Origin of the sequence: Kosakonia sp. N21 (assembly GCF_050587465.1) — a bacterium.
Classification (GTDB): domain Bacteria; phylum Pseudomonadota; class Gammaproteobacteria; order Enterobacterales; family Enterobacteriaceae.
Genome location: NZ_JBOBHR010000001.1, coordinates 767,564 through 785,425, shown reverse-complemented (window position 1 = coordinate 785,425; position 17,862 = coordinate 767,564). Strand labels below are relative to the sequence as shown.

The window sequence follows — 17,862 nt, the reverse complement described above, 5'->3', positions numbered from 1 at the left end:
AGCAACAGGATCCGGCTCCACGGGCTGGAATACCGCTCCTGTTCTTCTCCCACCCCGTCCCGTACGACGTTTCTTACGCGCCCCCGTCACACGCTGGCCTTCGTCTGATTTTTTTTCATAGTCGGGCATCGTGGCACTCTCCCTTACAGAATAAAGTGCGCGACTCAGCTCCCCGTGGTCTCAGTCTCTTCTTGCGCATCATCGTCAGGCAGTAGCGCAGACTGGACTTCCGTCGTGCTCACGGCAACGTAAGTGGTTTGCAGATCGGTCAGTTTCAACGGCACGGTCACCATGTAACTGAGGCACAGCCGCGGCGTATTGCCGACCGCCTGCCAGAAGTTCCCCAGACTATTGAGTTGTTCAGACGGCGGAATGACGCGCAAATATGCGCCAGGTAAGGAGGAGAACGAACGGTGGTTAACCAACGCGTTCAAGACATTATTAATGATGATCAACGACTGGCTATTGGCCTGACTTGACGGTGAATCACTGCTGCTGCTTTGCGCCACCTCAAAGTACGTCACCAGATAACAACAACGGATGTTGACATACCCCGGCACAAACTGCCCGGTTGCAGAGACGTACTGCCTGCGCTCGCCGACCCGCAATTGTAAATCTTCCTGAATGTCGTAGAGAAAGACGCACACGGTAGGAACATCGGGTGTTGAATCTTTGGGTGGCAGATCGAAACGGATGGCGACATCCGTTGGCAAATACTCACGTAATGCCGCATCAATAGCGACATTGAGTTCAATCAGCGTGGTATCAGAAGCAATTGCAGGCGCAGTTGCATCAGTAGCTGTAGTATCTGACATAGAAGTTCTCCGGTAGAGAGTGCGGGGTCAGACGACACGCCCCATCTTGGCAAGTTCACGTTGCAGCGCACGTTCGATATGCTTGAGTTCCACACATGTCGATTGATTGTCGGCAGCCAGCCAGCTTGCCAGCAATGCAATGTTACGAATGTTAGCGCCGGTGATTTCAGCCCGGCGCGCCAGCGCGGCAAAGTCCACATCCTCCGCCACGCGGATTTCGGCAGGCCAGATGCCACGCCACATTCGTTCACGCAGCGTGAGATCGGGAAACGGAAAACGAATAATAAAACTCAACCGACGGGTGAATGCTTCATCCAGATGTGAGCGATTGTTGGTGGCAAGAATGACCAGTCCGGTATAACTTTCAAGACGCTGCAATAAATAGGAGATTTCAATATTCGCGTAGCGGTCGTGAGAATCCCGGGTTTCACTCCGTTTGCCGAACAACGCATCGGCTTCATCAAAGAACAGTAATCCGGAATCCGCTTCCGCAATATCAAAGATGCGCGCCAGATGTTTCTCGGTTTCACCAATGTATTTATTGACGACGGTGGCGAGGTCGATCTTGATCATATCCACACCCAGCGCCCCGGCTAACACTTCCGCCACTAACGTTTTCCCCGTTCCGGAATCGCCATGAAACAACGCGCTAACCCCGGTTCCGTAAGCAATCTTGCGGGCAAATCCACGGGCGAGCATCTCCTCACGAAACCGAACGGCAGCCAGCACCTCCTCCAGCTGCTTGTTGAGGCCATCGGCGACGATCAGATCATCGAAGGTCCGCCGGGGCTCAACTCGTGTGGCAAGCCCACCGAAAGCCTGCTGAGAACGCTGTCGAAAAGCGCGGCAGAGATCATCGACGGAAAGCGCATGCGCCCCCCGCAATTCCCGATAGGCGTCCGCATCGCTGAGCGACTGGAGCAGCGTATCCGGAGGGGGCCTGAATCGGCGAACCAGCATCTGCGGGTCCACATCCGCCTCCACCCGATAACGTTGCAGGACACGGTCTAACAGCCGTGCTTCATCCTGGGTTGAGCTTTGTGGCATTTCAATGAGCACTTGGGCTATATCCGTCAATGGCACCAACGGAACACCTGTTTCACTCAAACCAAACAGCGGGAAACGATGTTCACGAATGCGGTCACTCATCCAGTTGCGTAAATCGGTATGGTTTTGCCAGGCCTGGTGCAATCCATGAAGGAGAAGGCCTGCGGCGTACAGCGTGGACTCCCGCAGCACATCCACAAAACAGCGGCAAAATTGCGTCTCGTCGGCCGGAGCCTGGTCCATATCGAACAGCAGCAGTTTACGCCCTGCGATATGTGCTGCACGCGACAACGCCATCAGCCGCGAACCGACGCTTCCTTTTGCCAGAGAAATAAGCAATGCGGGAACCGGATGATAGACATAATGGAGCAATTGTTTCGTCACGCCGGGGAACAAATCTATGTCCGTCGGCGGTTCCAGCCACCGGCAACACGCCTGCCCAAGCAGCGAGTCTCTGCCGGACAAATAGCGGTAAATATGCATGCTTCCCTGCAGGAATGGCGCCAGATCGTTATTACGTTCCGTATCACCGCTGAAGACCAACGCATGCCGAACCAGGGGGGAAAGCGGGGATAAACAGACTTGCATATCCAGACGCTCTGTGGCGTCCCGACAGAGAAGATTCAGGATCAGTTCCGGACCAGGCCAGCTTTCGTGCGTGTCGTTCTGTAAACAGGCAAAGAGAAAACCTGCATTGCCATTCGCCAGCGGCATCAGCGCCAGTAACAACGCATCCCGTTCAAATGAGTTGAGTCCAAAACGCGTCATCAATAATGCCAGCCGGCTCTCAGGGGGGATCAGCGCGCGTTCCGCTTCGCGAAAATTTTGCTGGCAAACCGGGATATCACAAGCAGGCACCTTGGTCTGAAACCGCACAAACATATCCATTTGCAGCGTAGAGGGCATCGTCTCTTGCGTTTTATGTGAATACTCCTCCACACGCTGGTGCACAGCGCGTAGATAACGCTGGAGCGCATTTTCGATACGCTCAAACTGTTCGCGCAGTACGGCGTAATTCCACGCCTGGGTCACATTCTCATCTACACCCTCACAGGATATTTCTTGCGTCATATTGTTTGCCGCTCCTGAGTTATGTATTTATTATGCCAACGCTTCCCGCCTTTAATTAAATCAATTAATTATAAGTTTGTTATTACGCAACACAGGCTACCGCCCTTCCCTGATTCAACGCTATTAACAGAGAATGTGGTGAGTATCGGTATATCGCTCTATTGACAATAAAAAGCTAGGCAGTCAACCTGCGAAATGCAAATTATCCCGATAACCTGTAGCGGTTCCCGCCCTGCGCTAAAGCGTGTTAACCTGGATTGAGTAATAAATGAGTATCTCGCTGTTTTTATTATCAATTAACACACAACCATAATCATTAAACGCTAATTTCAAAAATATCAGAGAGCGCTATGGGAAAATAACATCGGCGTGCACAATCGGATATTACAATCGATTCAAACGCCTGCAAAAAGCCATGTGAAAATTCTTATTCAGAAATGCCTTGCATTATTTCGTTGCGTTGTTATGAATAAGCAAAGCGCGCTAATCCAACAGCAGTAAGAAAGCCAGGCCTTCAATGCGACGGTGCAGCACAACCCGTACGCGTATGAAACGAAGCCAGCCACGATGCATCCAGGGTTACGACCTGGTTCACAAAATGAATGACATCGTTGCAAAGCGCTACCCGGAAAGGCGGACGGGGTGATAACGTATCCGCGTTGCGCTGTCTGAGCCTGAAACACCACAAAAAAGTCAGGTGGTTACGGTCAGCTCACACGTTCAGGTGCGGAAGAAAAAGGGTAATAACGCGATGGGTAAAAGGGGTAAAGGAAGTGGCGGAGAGAGGGGGATTTGAACCCCCGGTAGAGTTGCCCCTACTCCGGTTTTCGAGACCGGTCCATTCAGCCGCTCTGGCATCTCTCCGTACAGACAGTTGCCATGATGCCAGGTAATTTGGCATTTTAACAGACCCTGTCCCGTTAAATTGGTTCAAGTGGCGAGTTTGCGAGCAAAGCGATGATAAAGTGGCCCTGGAAAACGAAAGGATCCACCGATGAGGTGGAGTTCCCGTGGGAAGAAGCGTTAAACGCCCCTGTGCTGGCGAATTTATTACCGGATGAACAGATCAAACTGGTTCAACTGGCGGACCGTTTTTTGCAACAAAAAAGGCTGGTTCCCTTGCAGGGATTTGAACTGGATGGGCTGAAAAGTGCGCGCATCAGCCTGCTGTTTTGTCTTCCGGTCCTCGAATTAGGCCTGGAATGGCTGGACGGTTTCCATGAAGTGCTGATCTACCCTGCGCCGTTTGTGGTAGACGACGAGTGGGAAGACGATATCGGGCTGGTGCATAACCAGCGCGTGGTGCAGTCCGGGCAGAGCTGGCAGCAAGGCCCAATCATTCTCAACTGGCTGGATATTCAGGACTCGTTTGACGCTTCCGGTTTTAACCTGATCATTCACGAGGTCGCGCATAAGCTCGATACGCGCAATGGCGATCGCGCCAGCGGTATTCCGCTGATTCCGCTGCGTGAAGTGGCAGGCTGGGAACATGATCTGCACGCCGCAATGGACAATATCCAGGATGAGATCGATCTGGTGGGGGAAAGCGCAGCCAGCATTGATGCCTATGCAGCAACCGATCCGGCGGAGTGTTTTGCGGTACTGTCCGAGTATTTCTTCAGCGCGCCAGAGCTGTTCGCCCCGCGTTTCCCGGCGCTGTGGCAGCGTTTTTGTCAGTTTTACGGCCAGGACCCGCTTGGTCGCCTGCGCGGCCAGTCTGGCTACGGCGAGAGCGTGAACAGAGTGCATTAAAACGGCAGCCTGTGCTTTAATTAGCCAGTTGAATCAGTAGCTTAAATTTAGTATTGACACAGCAGATAGGGGCCAGTAGTATGCGCCCCGTTCACACGATTCCTCTGTAGTTCAGTCGGTAGAACGGCGGACTGTTAATCCGTATGTCACTGGTTCGAGTCCAGTCAGAGGAGCCAAATTTAAGAAGCCTGCTCAGGAAACTAAGCAGGCTTTTTGCTTTTCAGATCTGGTAATCAATCACCGCTTCGTCCGGTTCCATCACCTGCCGCTTGATATCTTCCACCGACAGCCCGGCATTACACAACTCAATAAAGCGCCAGACATAATTGCGCTGTAACTGACCGCGTTTTAGCCCCAGCCAGACGGTATTGGCATCGAACAGATGTTGCGTATCCAGGCGTACCAGCTTCCCTTCTTCATTCTCGCCGCTTGACTGCTCCGCCACCAACCCGACGCCCAGCCCCAGCTCAACATAGGTTTTAATCACATCGGAATCCTGCGCGCTCAGTACCACGTCGGGAATTAATCCTTTACGACCAAACGCTTCATCAATGCGCGAGCGCCCGGTGATCCCCTGACGATACGTGATCAGCGGCCAACGGCTGATCTCCTCCAGCGTCAGCGGAGAACTCTGCGCCAGTGGGTGATCGCTGGGTACCAGTAAGCTGTGATGCCAGCGGAACCACGGAAACGCCGCCAGCGTGTTGTCATTGCTCAGGCGTTCACTGGCGATACCGATATCCGCCCCGCCATTATGCAACAGCGATTCGATCTCCTGTGGCGTGCCCTGGATCAATTCGAGACGCACTTCCGGAAACAGCGCGCGGAAAGCTTTGATCACCGAAGGCAAGCTGTATCGCGCCTGCGTATGGGTGGTCGCAATGGTTAATACACCGGAGGTATCGTTGGTAAAGAGATCGGCAAGCCTGCGTACGTTGCTTGCTTCATTAAGGATACGCTCGGCGATGACCAGCAGGGCTTTACCTGGCTCAGTCATGCCGAGCAGTCGCTTGCCACGACGGATGAAAATTTCTATCCCCAGCTCTTCCTCAAGCTCACGGATATGACGACTCACACCGGATTGCGAGGTGTAAAGCATGTTGGCGACTTCAGTCAGGTTGTAATCCCGCCGCGCCGCCTCGCGGATAATTTTTAATTGCTGGAAATTCACCCTTTCCTCCAGGCCCATCAGACATGACGCTATTGTTAAAGTCTGTGGCCTGGCAGAACAAATAATAAAAACCAGCATCTTATTCCATTAAGGAATAATAATTAGCTCACCAACTGAAGCTCATGGCTTTCCATTGCCGGGCGGCTAACCAACGACATCAAAATATCTTTTACCGCTTGTGCCTGCGGCGACAATGAACCCCGTGCCGACACATTCAGCGACAGCGGTAAATTCATGGACGGCGTGGTGATGCGCGCCATCCAGCCGTTTGTCGCACTGCACAGCGAACGCGCCGCCGACTCAGGCAACACCGTCACGCCCATCCCGCTGGCAATCGCCGCTGTCAACGTGGCAATGGATTCGATTTCGCCGATAATTTTTGCCGTCAGGCGGCGCAACGAAAAAGCTTCATCCACGCGCAGACGCACCGCGCTATAGTCACGCGGCAGGAACAGGTTCATCTCAGCCACGGCGGTCAAATCCACGCTTTGCCCCGGGCAATCACGTGTACCGACCAGATAAAGATCTTCTTTCAACAACGGCAGACTGTTAATGCCTGCGCCCGGCGCGCGCTCATACAGCACCGCCATATCCAGTTGCCCGCTCAGCAATTTATCGTTCAGCACCGCACCACTGTTTTCATGCAAATAAACAGTGACTTCCGGCAGCTCTGTGCGCACCGCCTGCAATAACGGCATGGTGATGGACGATGCCGCCGTCCCCGGCGCAAGACCGATAGAAACCTGACCGCGCAAGCTTTGCCCCACACTGTTCACTGCCAGTTGCGCCTGTTCGCACTGGCGCAGAATCGTTCGCGCATGGGTATAGAGAATTTTCCCTGCTTCCGTCGGTGTCACTCCCCGTTTGGTGCGGATCAATAACTGCTGATCCAGCTCACCTTCCAGAGTGGCAACCTGCTGGCTCAGCGCCGGCTGTGCAATATGCAATACTTCGGCGGCCTGAGTCAGGCTTCCAATATCGACGATTTTTACGAAGTATTTCAGTCGTCTTAAGTTCATTTTGCCTCCTGTTACGGATTACCGGGCCAACACCGGATGTTATGTCGTCGGAGGAGTTGCAATATGCTTGCCAGTTTTATTCAGAGAGAAAATTGCAGCCTAACAGGCTGGATAATAAGTGTTTCTAATTACACCATGGGGAATTATTACTAAAACAGTGGTTTGATATCTGCCCCATAAGGGGTATTTTGCACCAAATCAGTGCACATACAGCGGTAAGTGCTTATCCCACCACCAGATTGCCGAAATTGTCAGCAAACGATCGGCTTAAGGCAATCCAGCCTTTGACAAGCCCGATGGTCGCCGTTAATATGCGCCCCGTTCACACGATTCCTCTGTAGTTCAGTCGGTAGAACGGCGGACTGTTAATCCGTATGTCACTGGTTCGAGTCCAGTCAGAGGAGCCAATTTTAGAAAAGCCCGCTTAAGGAAACTTAAGCGGGCTTTTTGCATTCATGCATCCTTACGAATCCTTATATAATGTCGATTCAACAGGTTAGCGTGAAAACTCTTCCCGATGCATTTTGATTTTACCTTCCGCATCGGGAAAAATTGATGGTCAAATCTGGTGTCAGGTTAGTTCGATAATGGAGTGACCTCCATATGTCCCTAACCGGTACGAAAATCCGCAGTCTCAAGCCTTCTGATAAACCCTTTAAAGCCTCCGATTCCCACAGTCTGTAACTTCTGGTCAAACCGGGCGGTTCCCGTCACTGGTATCTCAAGTACCGTATTAACGGTAAAGAATCCCGCCTCGGTTTAGATGCTTATCCTGATGTTTCTCTGGCCGACGCCCGGCAACAGCGCGAAAGTATCCGCAAGATGCTGGCATTGAACATCAACCCGGTTATCGGGCATCTGCACGTTACCGAACCTAAACCCCGTCATTTCATCGACCTGCTGAACACGGAGCTGCCGGAAAACCAAAACCCGCGCCAGTCAATTATCAGCAGCTATTTTCTGGCTCGTCCCCACACGATCAGGCGCAGTGCTGTTGAACTCGTTCAATACTGCTGTGGATCGCACGTTCAATATCCTCTTCTCGCCACGACGCCAGCACAGATGAGAACGGTTCGAAGGCATAAATTCCCTGATAGCCACGCGATTCAAGCGTCTTGATCTGCCCGAGGCTATCTAATCGATCGCCGGGCGTAAGCATGATGCGATCGTCATCGGTGAGCGCCTCGATTGGCCCTGTGGCTTCAACCCCGGAAAGATGCACCAGCCCGACCATGCTGATGTCTACCCCGGCAAACTCGCTTGCTGCGGCGGGATACAGCGCATGGTGGAACGTGTCGATAAGCAGCTTAAACGGTACACCGGCATCACGGATCAAGGTCTGCGCCAGCGCGGCGGATCGCAGCGAGCTTTGCGGGAAACCGAGCGGCTCGACCAGCCCCTGAATACCGTAGCGATCAAACAGCGGGGAAAGCGTTTGAAGTGCGGTCATCGTTTTTTCGTTATCAATAACCGTTCCGTCATTCAACGGGCAGAGCACCAGCGACCCCGCCCCCACCGCTTGCGCCTCTTTTAACAGGGATTCCGTTAAGGAACAGACCGCTGACGTGGGCCGGTTAAAGGGATACACCGCGTTAATGGTGACGATCTCTAAGCCATAACGCTCCGCAAGATCGCGGACCTGCTGGTGACTCAACTCATCGGTTACTTTGCCGCCGGGCATATCATTGCGCAGTTCAACTTTAGTAAGCCCTAAGCGGTTCACCAGTTTAAAAAATGCGGGAATATCCAGCCCGGGGGCGATTTTACGGTTAACGCAGAAGCGGTGCAGTGCAATGGTCATCTTACTCTCCTGATAGCAACGAAATGAAATAGCCAGCCTGCTTTTAATCAAAACATTTATTTCATAATTAGCAATATTCGAAAATATGCTTCTTTGATCAACCTCGCAAAAAAACTAAGCGCTTAAGGTCCCACGCGCAAAAATCATCGCAATCCCCTGCGAAAACAAGGCAAAAGAAAGCACACGTCGGGATATTCTGCCCGAGAGGTGAGCGTAAATGCGACGCTGCTCACTAAAACAAAATTTCATTAAATGATTTATTGAAATATTCATTTCATTTATCCAGGATAATGACATGCACTTTCTTCGTGAGCCGACACGGCTCCGGCATTGACCCCCTCCAGACGACGAGGCTAAGCATGAATATCACAGGAAACTTTATCGGCGGGAAAATCTGTCTCAGTAACAGCAACCAGACCCAGGCCATCTATGACCCGGCGACAGGGAAAGCGGTGCGCGAACTCACGCAATCCACGTCCGCGGAAGTCTCGGATGCGATTCAGGTCGCACACGAGGCGTTTACCGGCTGGGCGAACACGACGCCACTGCGCCGTGCACGCGTGCTGTTTAATTTCAAAATGTTGCTCGAGAAACATGCGGAAGAACTGGCGGCGATTATCGTCAGCGAGCATGGTAAGGTCTGGTCGGACGCGCTGGGTGAACTGACCCGTGGCACAGAAGTCGTGGAATTCGCCTGCGGCATTCCGCACCTGATCAAAGGGGAATACTCCTCCGATGTCGGTTCCGGCGTCGATAGTTTTTCGCTCATGCAGCCGCTCGGCGTGGTCGCGGGGATCACGCCGTTTAACTTCCCGGCGATGGTGCCGATGTGGATGTTCCCGATTGCGCTCGCCTGCGGCAACAGCTTTGTGCTGAAGCCTCCGGCGCTGGCACCGACTGCGGCGGTACGTCTTGCTGAACTTCTCAAAGAGGCCGGATTGCCAGACGGTGTTTTCAACGTGGTGCATTGTAGCAACGAAGATGCGGAACAGCTGTACACCGATCCACGTATTGCGGCGGTTAGCTTTGTTGGCTCTTCCGGTGTGGCTGAGCACATTTACAAAACTGCCAGCGCCTACGGCAAACGCGTGCAGGCATTTGGTGCGGCGAAAAACCACGCCATCGTCATGCCTGATGCCGACCTCGACGCAACAGTGAATGCCATTATGGGCGGAGCCTTTGGTTCGGCGGGCGAGCGCTGCATGGCGTTGCCGATTGTGGTCGCAGTGGGCGATGAAACAGCCGATAAGCTCATCGCACAGCTGACTCCTCGCATTGAAGCGTTGCGTATCGGGCCGGGCTGTATGCGCCGCTCGGAAGAAAATGAAATGGGTCCGGTGGTGTCCGACGCCCATCAGCAAAAAGTGCTGGGCTATATTGAAAAAGGGATCAATGAGGGCGCGAAACTGGTGGTTGATGGTCGCCGCTTCACCCTCCCCAACTATGAAGCAGGCTACTATGTCGGCGGTACGCTGTTCGATAACGTCACCCCGGAGATGGTCATCTGGCGGGAGGAGATCTTCGGGCCAGTGCTGGGCATTGTTCGCGCGCCGGATTATGCCAGTGCGCTGGAACTCATCAACAGCCATGAGTTTGGCAATGGCAGCGCCATTTTCACCAGCAATGGCCATGCGGCACGCGAATTCGTGCATGATGTGCAGGCCGGCATGGTAGGGGTAAACGTGCCAGTACCGGTACCGATGGCGTTCCACAGTTTCGGCGGCTGGAAGCGTTCCGTGTTCGGGGCGCTGAATGTTCACGGGCCAGATGGCGTGCGCTTCTACACCCGCATGAAAACCGCCACGGTACGCTGGCCGCAGGGGCAACAAACCGTCTCTGAATTCAGCATGCCGACGTTAGGTTAATCTTTATTCCAGGAGGAGCCATGTCGTTACTGGCAAAGGCGCAGCGCAATACGCGCCAGATACAACACATCACGCCGGAAAGCGCCGGATGGCGCTATATCGGCTTTGATGTCTGGATGTTGAAAAAAGGCGAAACGGTAGACTTTGACAGCGGCGAGCGCGAGTTCTGCCTGGTGCTGGTGGCGGGTTTTGCCTCGGTAAAAACCCGTGCTGCGGATTTCCCAGGGTTGGGCGGGCGAATGTCACCGTTTGAACGTACGCCGCCGTGGTCAGTCTACATTCCGCCGGGTGAGACAGTTCGCGTAACAGCAGATTCCGATCTGGAACTGGCGTTATGCAGTGCGCCGGGCAGCGGTGCGCTGCCCGCCCGGGTGATTGCTCCTGAGGATGTTGGCGTTGAGCATCGAGGTAAAGGGCGTAACCAGCGCCAGGTACACAACATTCTGCCGGACACCCAGCAGGCGGAATCGCTGCTGGTCGTCGAGGTTTACACCGACGAGGGGGCCACCAGTTCGTGGCCCGCCCACAAGCATGATACGCCCGTACCGGGTAAAGAGACGCAGCTTGAGGAAACCTACTATCACCGTTTCGATCCGCCGCAGGGCTTCGCATTCCAGCGTGTCTATACCGACGACCGCAGTCTGGACGTCTCTATGGCACCCTACAATCAGGATGTGGTGATGGTTCCACGTGGTTACCACCCGGTGGCAGCAATAGCCGGTTACGACAGCTATTACCTCAATGTGATGGCCGGGCCGGAGCGCAAATGGCTGTTTAGCTGGGAAGAGGATCACGCCTGGATCAACAGCGACGACTATCCCCAACGTTAATCTTCTGCAATAAAAAACGGCCCTGACAGGCCGTTTTTTATTGCGCTGAATGACTACTGTGGGATTTCGGTGTTGCCGAGCGCCAGTGAGACAGCCAGCGTCTGGGCCAGGCAGAGCGACGCCACCTGAGAACGGAAACCATCCACCTGTGCTTCGCGCACCACAAAGCAGACATCGCTGAAGGCAGCAAGCGGGCTGACCTGACTGTCGGTGATCGCAATCTGTCGCGCTTTGCGCTGCGCGCCCAGCTCCACCAGCTCGACCACTTCGCGCGAATAAGGCGAGAAACTGACGGCCACCACCAAATCCTTCGGCCCCACCAGGCTGAGTTGCTCAGTAAACATGCCGCCCAGCCCGTCAATCAGAAACGCTTTGCGATCGAGATGGCGCAGCGCATAGGTCAGGTATGAGGCGACACTGAATGAACGACGAAGCCCGATAACATAGATATTTTCCGCCTCTGCCAGCAAGGCGACCGCCCTGTCCAGGTCGTCTGGCGCAATCTGCACCGCCAGTTGCTGCAGCGCCTGGGTATTGACCATGGTAAACATGCTGAGGATTTCGCCCGGCGTTTCCGGCGCAGTGGCCTCTTCGCTGGCGGTCTGGCGGAACAAGCGTGCGCGTTCGGTATAGTTCGCGGTTTCCTCCATCAGATGCTGCCTGAACATCTGTTTCATTTCGTTAAAACCACTGAATCCGAACGCGTTAGCAAAACGGATCAGCGTAGAAGGCGGCACATCCGCCTGTTTGGCGATCGAGGCAACGGTATCGAACGCCACACTGTTGCTGTTATCAAGAATGTAGCGCGCCACCTGTTTCAGGCGTTTGCTAAGTTCATCATAACGGCGACGAATATCATCCTGCAGAATGGAGAGCTGGGTTGGGTTATTTGCCATGTATCGAGCCTGAAAATAGGAGAGAAAAAAAGAAACTGGTGACAGTGTATCAAATGAATCGAATTTTTCATTTTCCCGGATGAAATACGCGATTCATTTCACGAAGCAGAAAGACGCAGGATGGCCGGGCCATCCTACGCGGCGATCAACGGCGAGCCTCACGCCAGAAACCGATAAGCGCGAGGTAATTATTTTTCACCTCACAGATGAGCGCGTCATCATTGAGTTCCCCCAGCATCCAGCGCCGCGAAGGTTGCCCAAAAATGGTACGCCCCACCGCAAAGCCTTTGATGATCGGGTGCATCGCCGCTTCAGCAAAGCCCTCACGCAGCTGCGCCTGCGGCGCGTCAAGGCCAAGCAGCAGAATGCCGCGACACCAGGGATCTTCACGCGCAATCAGCGCGCCGATGCTCTGCCAGTGCTCGCTGGCCAGCGGCGGCAGCTTCCACCAGTCCGGTTTGATGCCGAGCCGGTAAAAATGGGCCAGCATGTCATGATAATGCTGCGGATCTTTCAGCAATCCATTCTCCGGCTGGATCACCTCCAGCAGCAGTTCATGACCCGACTGGTTACAGGCACGCCACACTTCCAGCAGCAGTGCATCCTGCTCTTCCCGCAGCGGTACCGGATCGTGCGGATGATAAAAGACCAGGCATTTAACGACATGCTCCAGCGGCCAGCTCGCCAGTTGCGAACCAATATCACCATGTTCAAGCCGTAACGGCAGCGAACCGGGGAGTTCAATCGGACGGCCGATCCACCACCCCTGGCCGGTAATCGCGTTGAGCGCGCGCTGACCATAGGTGCTGTCCGCCAGTATGCCGCTACGCCCTTCCAGCCCTGCTTCTTGCGCCGCCTCTTTCGCCGCCTGCAACAGCAACTGTTTCAGTAGCGGAATGCATGTTTCATCGCAGCCCGTTTCCTGCGCCAGATCGGCCAGTTGTTTGCGGTGATCGAAGGCGAAGATGCACAGTTCAGACCATGCCTGACGTCGTGACGTGACGCGATGCAGATGATTTAAGCGCTCGTCGAGATCCGGGCGCGGCAACGACGCAGCGCGCTTCAGGTAATCATCCAGTTCTGCGCGAGTCGGCATGGCCGGGGCGCAACCGTGCCGCGACACCACCAGCGCGCCGCAGGCGTTGGCGTAACGGCAGGCCTGTTCCCAGCCTTCATCGTGCAGCCAGCCGCGTAACAGACCGGACATAAACGCGTCGCCTGCCCCCAGCACATTCAGCACGTCAACACGTACGCCCTGATAAAGCGGCATCGCTTCCCAGCGATCCGGCACTGCGCCTTCAACCACCACACAGCCAATCGGCCCCCGTTTGCACACCAGCGTGGCGCTGGTAGCATTGCGAACATTTTTTAGCGCCGTCAGGGTATCGGTGCTCCCACCGGCGATGTGAAACTCTTCCTCTGTGCCCACCACCAGATCGAAAAGGTGCAACACCTCCTGCAACTGGCGCGTCACCTGCTCCGACTCGACGTAACGCGTTTCGCCATCGCCGGGGGAGGTCAGTCCCCACAGCACCGGACGATAGTCAATATCCAGCGCGGTGCGCAACCCATGACGGCGCGCATACTCCAGCGCTTTTAGTACGGCGGCGCGCGTGTCCGGATGGGAAAGATGCGTCCCGGTGACTGCCACCGCACGCGAGGAGGCAATATAGTCCTCGTTGATGTCATCAGGCGTGAGTGCCATGTCAGCGCAGTTATCGCGGTAGAAAATCAACGGGAACGTCTCCTGATCTTTAATGCCGAGCATCACCAGCGCCGTCAGACGATGCTTATCGGTGATCAAATACTCGGTATCCACCCCGGCCCGCTGGAGCGTTTCACGCAGAAAACGCCCGTTATGTTCGTCGCCCACGCGGGCCAGCATCGCCGACTTCAGCCCCTGGATGGCGGTGCCAAAAGCTACGTTGCCCGAGGAGCCACCGAGATATTTGGCGAAACTGGAGACATCTTCGAGTCGGGCGCCGATCTGCCTGGCATAGAGATCCACGGCAACCCGGCCAATACAAATTACATCGAGCCGCTTAACTGCTGCATTCATCGCTACGGTTTCCTTTTGCATGCCTGCTTCACGAGAGGGCCGGTACGCCGGCAGCACGCCCGCAAGCAGCCTGAGGGTGAACGGTTGAACGTAGTATGAGAAATAAATATTTCATTTACAAATTTATATGAAATTTAAAAACCAAAAATGTGAAGGCTATTCCACTCTGTGTTCGTCAAAACACCGCGCTCTTACCCGTACTTTACCATACCTGTACTGCAGCCTCCTGTAGAAGAAAAGCATAGTAGTTAAAGGGTTATCTGACGGTACCGTGTTGCCGGTTTTCACCGTTTCGCAATCCCCACCACAGAAAACCCGACAGGATAAAACAGAGTATGACTGCCCTCACAAAATGAAATATTTCATCTGAATTCTTCTTTTATGGAAAATATGTTTGCCTATAATCCAGACAGATTCCGGTAGGCGAGAGGCCTGAAGACAGACCGTTCAGTGCACGCCTGCATGACATTGGCTGATAAAGGAAGAGAAAGATGGGCAAGCAGAGACTGACAATGGCGCAGGCGCTGGTGAAGTTTCTTGATAACCAGTATCTGGAAGTGGATGGCGAAACCGTTAAATTCGTCAAAGGCATTTTCGCCATTTTCGGGCATGGCAACGTACTGGGGATCGGCCAGGCACTGGAAGAGAATAGTGGCGAATTGCGCCTCTTCCAGGGGCGCAATGAACAAGGTATGGCGCATGCCGCTACCGGTTTTGCCCGGCAATCGCTGCGCAGACAGATCCTCGCCTGTACCTCTTCTGTCGGCCCTGGTGCGGCCAATATGATCACCGCAGCTGCCACCGCCACGGCAAACCGTATTCCCCTGTTGCTGCTGCCCGGCGATGTGTTCGCCACCCGTCAGCCCGATCCGGTGTTGCAACAAATTGAACAGAGTCACGATTTAAGTATCAGCACGAACGACGCATTTCGCGCCGTCAGTAAATACTGGGATCGCATCACCCGGCCGGAGCAACTTATGAGCGCCTGTATTAACGCGATGCGCGTACTAACCGATCCGGCCGAAACAGGCGCGGTCACTCTGGCGTTACCGCAGGATGTCCAGGGCGAAGCGTGGGACTATCCGGACGCCTTCTTTGCCAGACGCGTGCATCGTCTTGATCGCCGCCCACCTTCCGCTTCGCAGTTGGATGATGCCGTTGCTGCCATTCTGGCAAGCCGCAAGCCGCTGATTATCTGCGGCGGGGGCGTGAAATATGCCGCCGCGGGTGAAGCGCTCGCCCGGTTTGCCGAACACTACCAAATCCCGTTCGCTGAAACCCAGGCCGGCAAAGGCACCCTGCTTTCCTCGCACCCGTTTAATGTGGGCGGCGTGGGTGAAACCGGCTGCCTGGCAGCGAATCTGCTGGCAAAAGAGGCCGATTTGGTGATTGGCGTCGGCACCCGTTTCACGGATTTCACCACCGCATCGAAATGGATTTTTCAGCACCCGTCGGTGCGCTTCCTCAACATTAATGTCAGCAACTTTGATGCGTGGAAACTGGACGGTATTCCGCTGCTGTCCGATGCGCGCGAAGCGCTGACGGCGCTGGATGCTGCGCTCAGTCATAAAGGTTGGCTGGCAGGCTGGGGAGGACAAATTGCCTGCGTACAGGATAGCCAGATGAAAGAGACGCAGCGGGTATATCAGGCCACGTGGCAGGAAAAAGCCTTTATTCCTGAAATCGATGATCACCTCGACCGGGAATCGGTCTATCGCGAGTTTCGCCAGCTGACGGACTCGACCCTGACCCAGAGCAGCGTGCTGGGCGTGCTCAACGAGCGGCTGCCAGAGAATGCGGTGATCGTTGCGGCGGCAGGTAGTCTGCCAGGTGACCTGCAACGTGTCTGGCGTACCCGTGCCGCCAACGCCTACCACGTTGAATACGGATACTCCTGCATGGGCTACGAGGTGAACGCCGCGCTGGGGGTCAAGCTTGCCGAACCGCAACGTGATGTCTACGCGCTGGTGGGTGATGGCGCTTTCATGATGCTCCATTCCGAACTGGTGACCTCCCTGCAAGAGGGGGCAAAAATCAACGTAGTGCTACTCGACAATATGGCTAACGGCTGTATTAACAACCTGCAAATGGAGCACGGCATGAACAGTTTCGGCACCGAATTCCGCTTCCGCTCGCCTGAAAACGGGCAACTACAAGGTGGGCTGGTGCCGGTGGATTTTGCCGCCATCGCGGCCGGTTACGGCTGCAAAACCTGGCGCGTGACCACCCTCGATGAACTCAAACAGGCGCTGGAAGCCTCGCAACACGCAACGGTGAGCACCCTTATCGACATTAAAGTCCTGCCCAAAACCATGGTGCACAAATATGGCAGTTGGTGGAACGTGGGTGTCGCACAACAGGCGCTGTCCGCACGTATCCAGCGGGTTGCGCAGCACATTAACGAAAAACGCGCCCAGGCGCGCAATTACTGAAGCCGGGCAATGCCAACACACTTTTACCTCAACCCTGATATTCCGGAGATTATTACTATGTCGCTTAAATTAGGCGTTATTGGCGCAGGCGCCATTGGCAAAGAACATATCCGCCGCTGCACCCAGGTTTTGCAGGGAGCACGCGTGGTCGCCGTGTCTGATATTAATCTGGATAACGCTCACGCCGTGGTCCGTGCGTTAGGACTGCAAGCCGAAGTCTACGCCGACGGGCAGGATGTGATTAACGCGCCGGACGTCGAAGCGCTGATTGTCACCTCCTGGGATCCGACCCATGAAGCCTTCACACTGGCGGCCATTGAGGCTGGTAAACCGGTATTTTGTGAAAAACCGCTGGCTATGACCGCTGAAGGCTGCCGCCGCGTGGTCGACGCGGAGATGAAAGCGGGTCGCCGCCTGGTACAGGTAGGCTTTATGCGCCCTTACGATGAAGGTTATCAGGCGCTGAAAGGGGTTATCGACAGTGGTGAAATCGGTGCTCCGTTAATGCTGCATTGCGCGCACCGCAACCCGGAAGTCGGCGAGAATTACACCACCGACATGGCGATCACCAGCACGCTTATCCACGAACTGGACGTACTGCGCTGGCTGCTTAACGATGATTACCGTTCCGTGCAGGTTCGCTTCCCGCGCGCCACATCGCATACGCATGCCCAGCTTAAAGACCCGCAAATCGTAATGCTGGAAACCCGTAAAGGCACACTCATTGATGTCGAGATCTTCGTGAACTGCCGTTATGGCTATGACATTCAATGTGAAGTGGTGGGCGAAAATGGCGTTGCCCGCCTGCCTGAGCCGTCATCTGTGCAGATGCGCCATACCGCAAAACTCTCCACCACCATCCTGACGGACTGGAAAGATCGTTTTATTAAAGCCTACGACGTTGAGCTGCAGGCTTTTATCCGCGATGTACAAGCAGGTGAACTGCGCGGCCCGTCAGCCTGGGACGGCTATGCCGCATCAGTGGCGGCAGATGCCTGCCTGAAAGCGCAGGAAAGCGGCACGCTGGAGCCGATCAGCCTGCCGGAACGCCCGGCCTTTTACCTGCGCTAAGCGCGGCGCTGTACCCACGAATCCGACGGAGTT

The 17,862-nt window shown here is 54.7% G+C and carries 12 protein-coding genes, 3 tRNA genes and 1 pseudogene; 8 read left to right on the top strand and 8 right to left on the bottom strand.

Annotated elements, in window-relative coordinates:
• Positions 1–164 precede the first annotated feature (164 nt).
• The 3 genes from ACQ3G7_RS03575 to ACQ3G7_RS03565 all read right to left on the bottom strand — a co-directional run bounded on the left by ACQ3G7_RS03575 (position 165) and on the right by ACQ3G7_RS03565 (position 3,797).
• Positions 165–815: a Pvc16 family protein gene (locus tag ACQ3G7_RS03575; protein WP_430888861.1), complete on the bottom strand. Its 651-nt coding sequence runs from the start codon at positions 813–815 to the stop codon at positions 165–167.
• A gap of 27 nt (positions 816–842) precedes the next feature.
• On the bottom strand, positions 843–2,933 hold the full coding sequence (locus ACQ3G7_RS03570) for an ATP-binding protein (protein WP_430888860.1): 2,091 nt from the start codon (positions 2,931–2,933) through the stop codon (positions 843–845).
• A 774-nt stretch (positions 2,934–3,707) separates the two neighbouring features.
• A tRNA-Ser gene (locus ACQ3G7_RS03565) sits at positions 3,708–3,797 on the bottom strand.
• A gap of 93 nt (positions 3,798–3,890) precedes the next feature.
• Here ACQ3G7_RS03565 and mtfA point away from each other — a divergent pair.
• Complete coding sequence (gene mtfA / locus ACQ3G7_RS03560; protein WP_430888859.1) at positions 3,891–4,685, top strand: DgsA anti-repressor MtfA; 795 nt, start codon at positions 3,891–3,893, stop codon at positions 4,683–4,685.
• A gap of 100 nt (positions 4,686–4,785) precedes the next feature.
• A tRNA-Asn gene (locus ACQ3G7_RS03555) sits at positions 4,786–4,861 on the top strand.
• 44 nt (positions 4,862–4,905) lie between these two features.
• On the opposite strand, the gene cbl is transcribed toward ACQ3G7_RS03555, so the two are convergent.
• Positions 4,906–5,856 (bottom strand): HTH-type transcriptional regulator Cbl, encoded by a 951-nt coding sequence (gene cbl, locus ACQ3G7_RS03550; protein WP_263100356.1) that lies wholly within the window; start codon positions 5,854–5,856, stop codon positions 4,906–4,908.
• 101 nt (positions 5,857–5,957) lie between these two features.
• Entirely contained in the window at positions 5,958–6,875 is a 918-nt protein-coding gene (gene nac, locus ACQ3G7_RS03545) for a nitrogen assimilation transcriptional regulator NAC (RefSeq protein ID WP_263100355.1), read from the bottom strand.
• Positions 6,876–7,206: 331 nt separating this feature from the next.
• On the opposite strand from nac, the gene ACQ3G7_RS03540 reads away from it, so the two are divergent.
• Together ACQ3G7_RS03540 and ACQ3G7_RS03535 are read left to right on the top strand one after the other, a co-directional pair.
• Positions 7,207–7,282 (top strand) — tRNA-Asn (locus tag ACQ3G7_RS03540).
• A gap of 196 nt (positions 7,283–7,478) precedes the next feature.
• Positions 7,479–7,778 (top strand): annotated as a pseudogene (locus tag ACQ3G7_RS03535) (Arm DNA-binding domain-containing protein); the annotation flags it as partial.
• A gap of 76 nt (positions 7,779–7,854) precedes the next feature.
• Here ACQ3G7_RS03535 and ACQ3G7_RS03530 read toward each other — a convergent pair.
• Positions 7,855–8,676, bottom strand: a complete 822-nt coding sequence (locus ACQ3G7_RS03530) for a TIM barrel protein (protein WP_430888858.1) — start codon at positions 8,674–8,676, stop codon at positions 7,855–7,857.
• Between the two features lie 359 nt (positions 8,677–9,035).
• Between ACQ3G7_RS03530 and ACQ3G7_RS03525 the strand changes: the two genes are divergently transcribed.
• Together ACQ3G7_RS03525 and iolB are read left to right on the top strand one after the other, a co-directional pair.
• Positions 9,036–10,541, top strand: a complete 1,506-nt coding sequence (locus ACQ3G7_RS03525; protein WP_430888857.1) for a CoA-acylating methylmalonate-semialdehyde dehydrogenase — start codon at positions 9,036–9,038, stop codon at positions 10,539–10,541.
• Positions 10,542–10,561: 20 nt separating this feature from the next.
• Positions 10,562–11,371 carry a 5-deoxy-glucuronate isomerase gene (gene iolB, locus ACQ3G7_RS03520; RefSeq protein WP_430888856.1) on the top strand — a complete coding sequence of 270 codons (810 nt, stop codon included), beginning with the start codon at positions 10,562–10,564 and terminating at the stop codon, positions 11,369–11,371.
• 53 nt (positions 11,372–11,424) lie between these two features.
• Here the strand turns inward: iolB and ACQ3G7_RS03515 are convergent, their stop codons facing one another.
• On the bottom strand, positions 11,425–12,267 hold the full coding sequence (locus tag ACQ3G7_RS03515; protein WP_430888855.1) for a MurR/RpiR family transcriptional regulator: 843 nt from the start codon (positions 12,265–12,267) through the stop codon (positions 11,425–11,427).
• A 145-nt stretch (positions 12,268–12,412) separates the two neighbouring features.
• Positions 12,413–14,326, bottom strand: a complete 1,914-nt coding sequence (locus ACQ3G7_RS03510; protein WP_430888903.1) for a bifunctional 5-dehydro-2-deoxygluconokinase/5-dehydro-2-deoxyphosphogluconate aldolase — start codon at positions 14,324–14,326, stop codon at positions 12,413–12,415.
• Between the two features lie 491 nt (positions 14,327–14,817).
• On the opposite strand from ACQ3G7_RS03510, the gene iolD reads away from it, so the two are divergent.
• The gene (iolD, locus tag ACQ3G7_RS03505) at positions 14,818–16,758 is read left to right on the top strand and encodes a 3D-(3,5/4)-trihydroxycyclohexane-1,2-dione acylhydrolase (decyclizing) (protein WP_430888854.1); all 1,941 of its coding nucleotides are present in this window, start codon (positions 14,818–14,820) and stop codon (positions 16,756–16,758) included.
• A gap of 57 nt (positions 16,759–16,815) precedes the next feature.
• On the top strand, positions 16,816–17,829 hold the full coding sequence (iolG, locus tag ACQ3G7_RS03500) for a bifunctional inositol 2-dehydrogenase/D-chiro-inositol 1-dehydrogenase (protein ID WP_430888853.1): 1,014 nt from the start codon (positions 16,816–16,818) through the stop codon (positions 17,827–17,829).
• Positions 17,830–17,862: the final 33 nt, after the last annotated feature.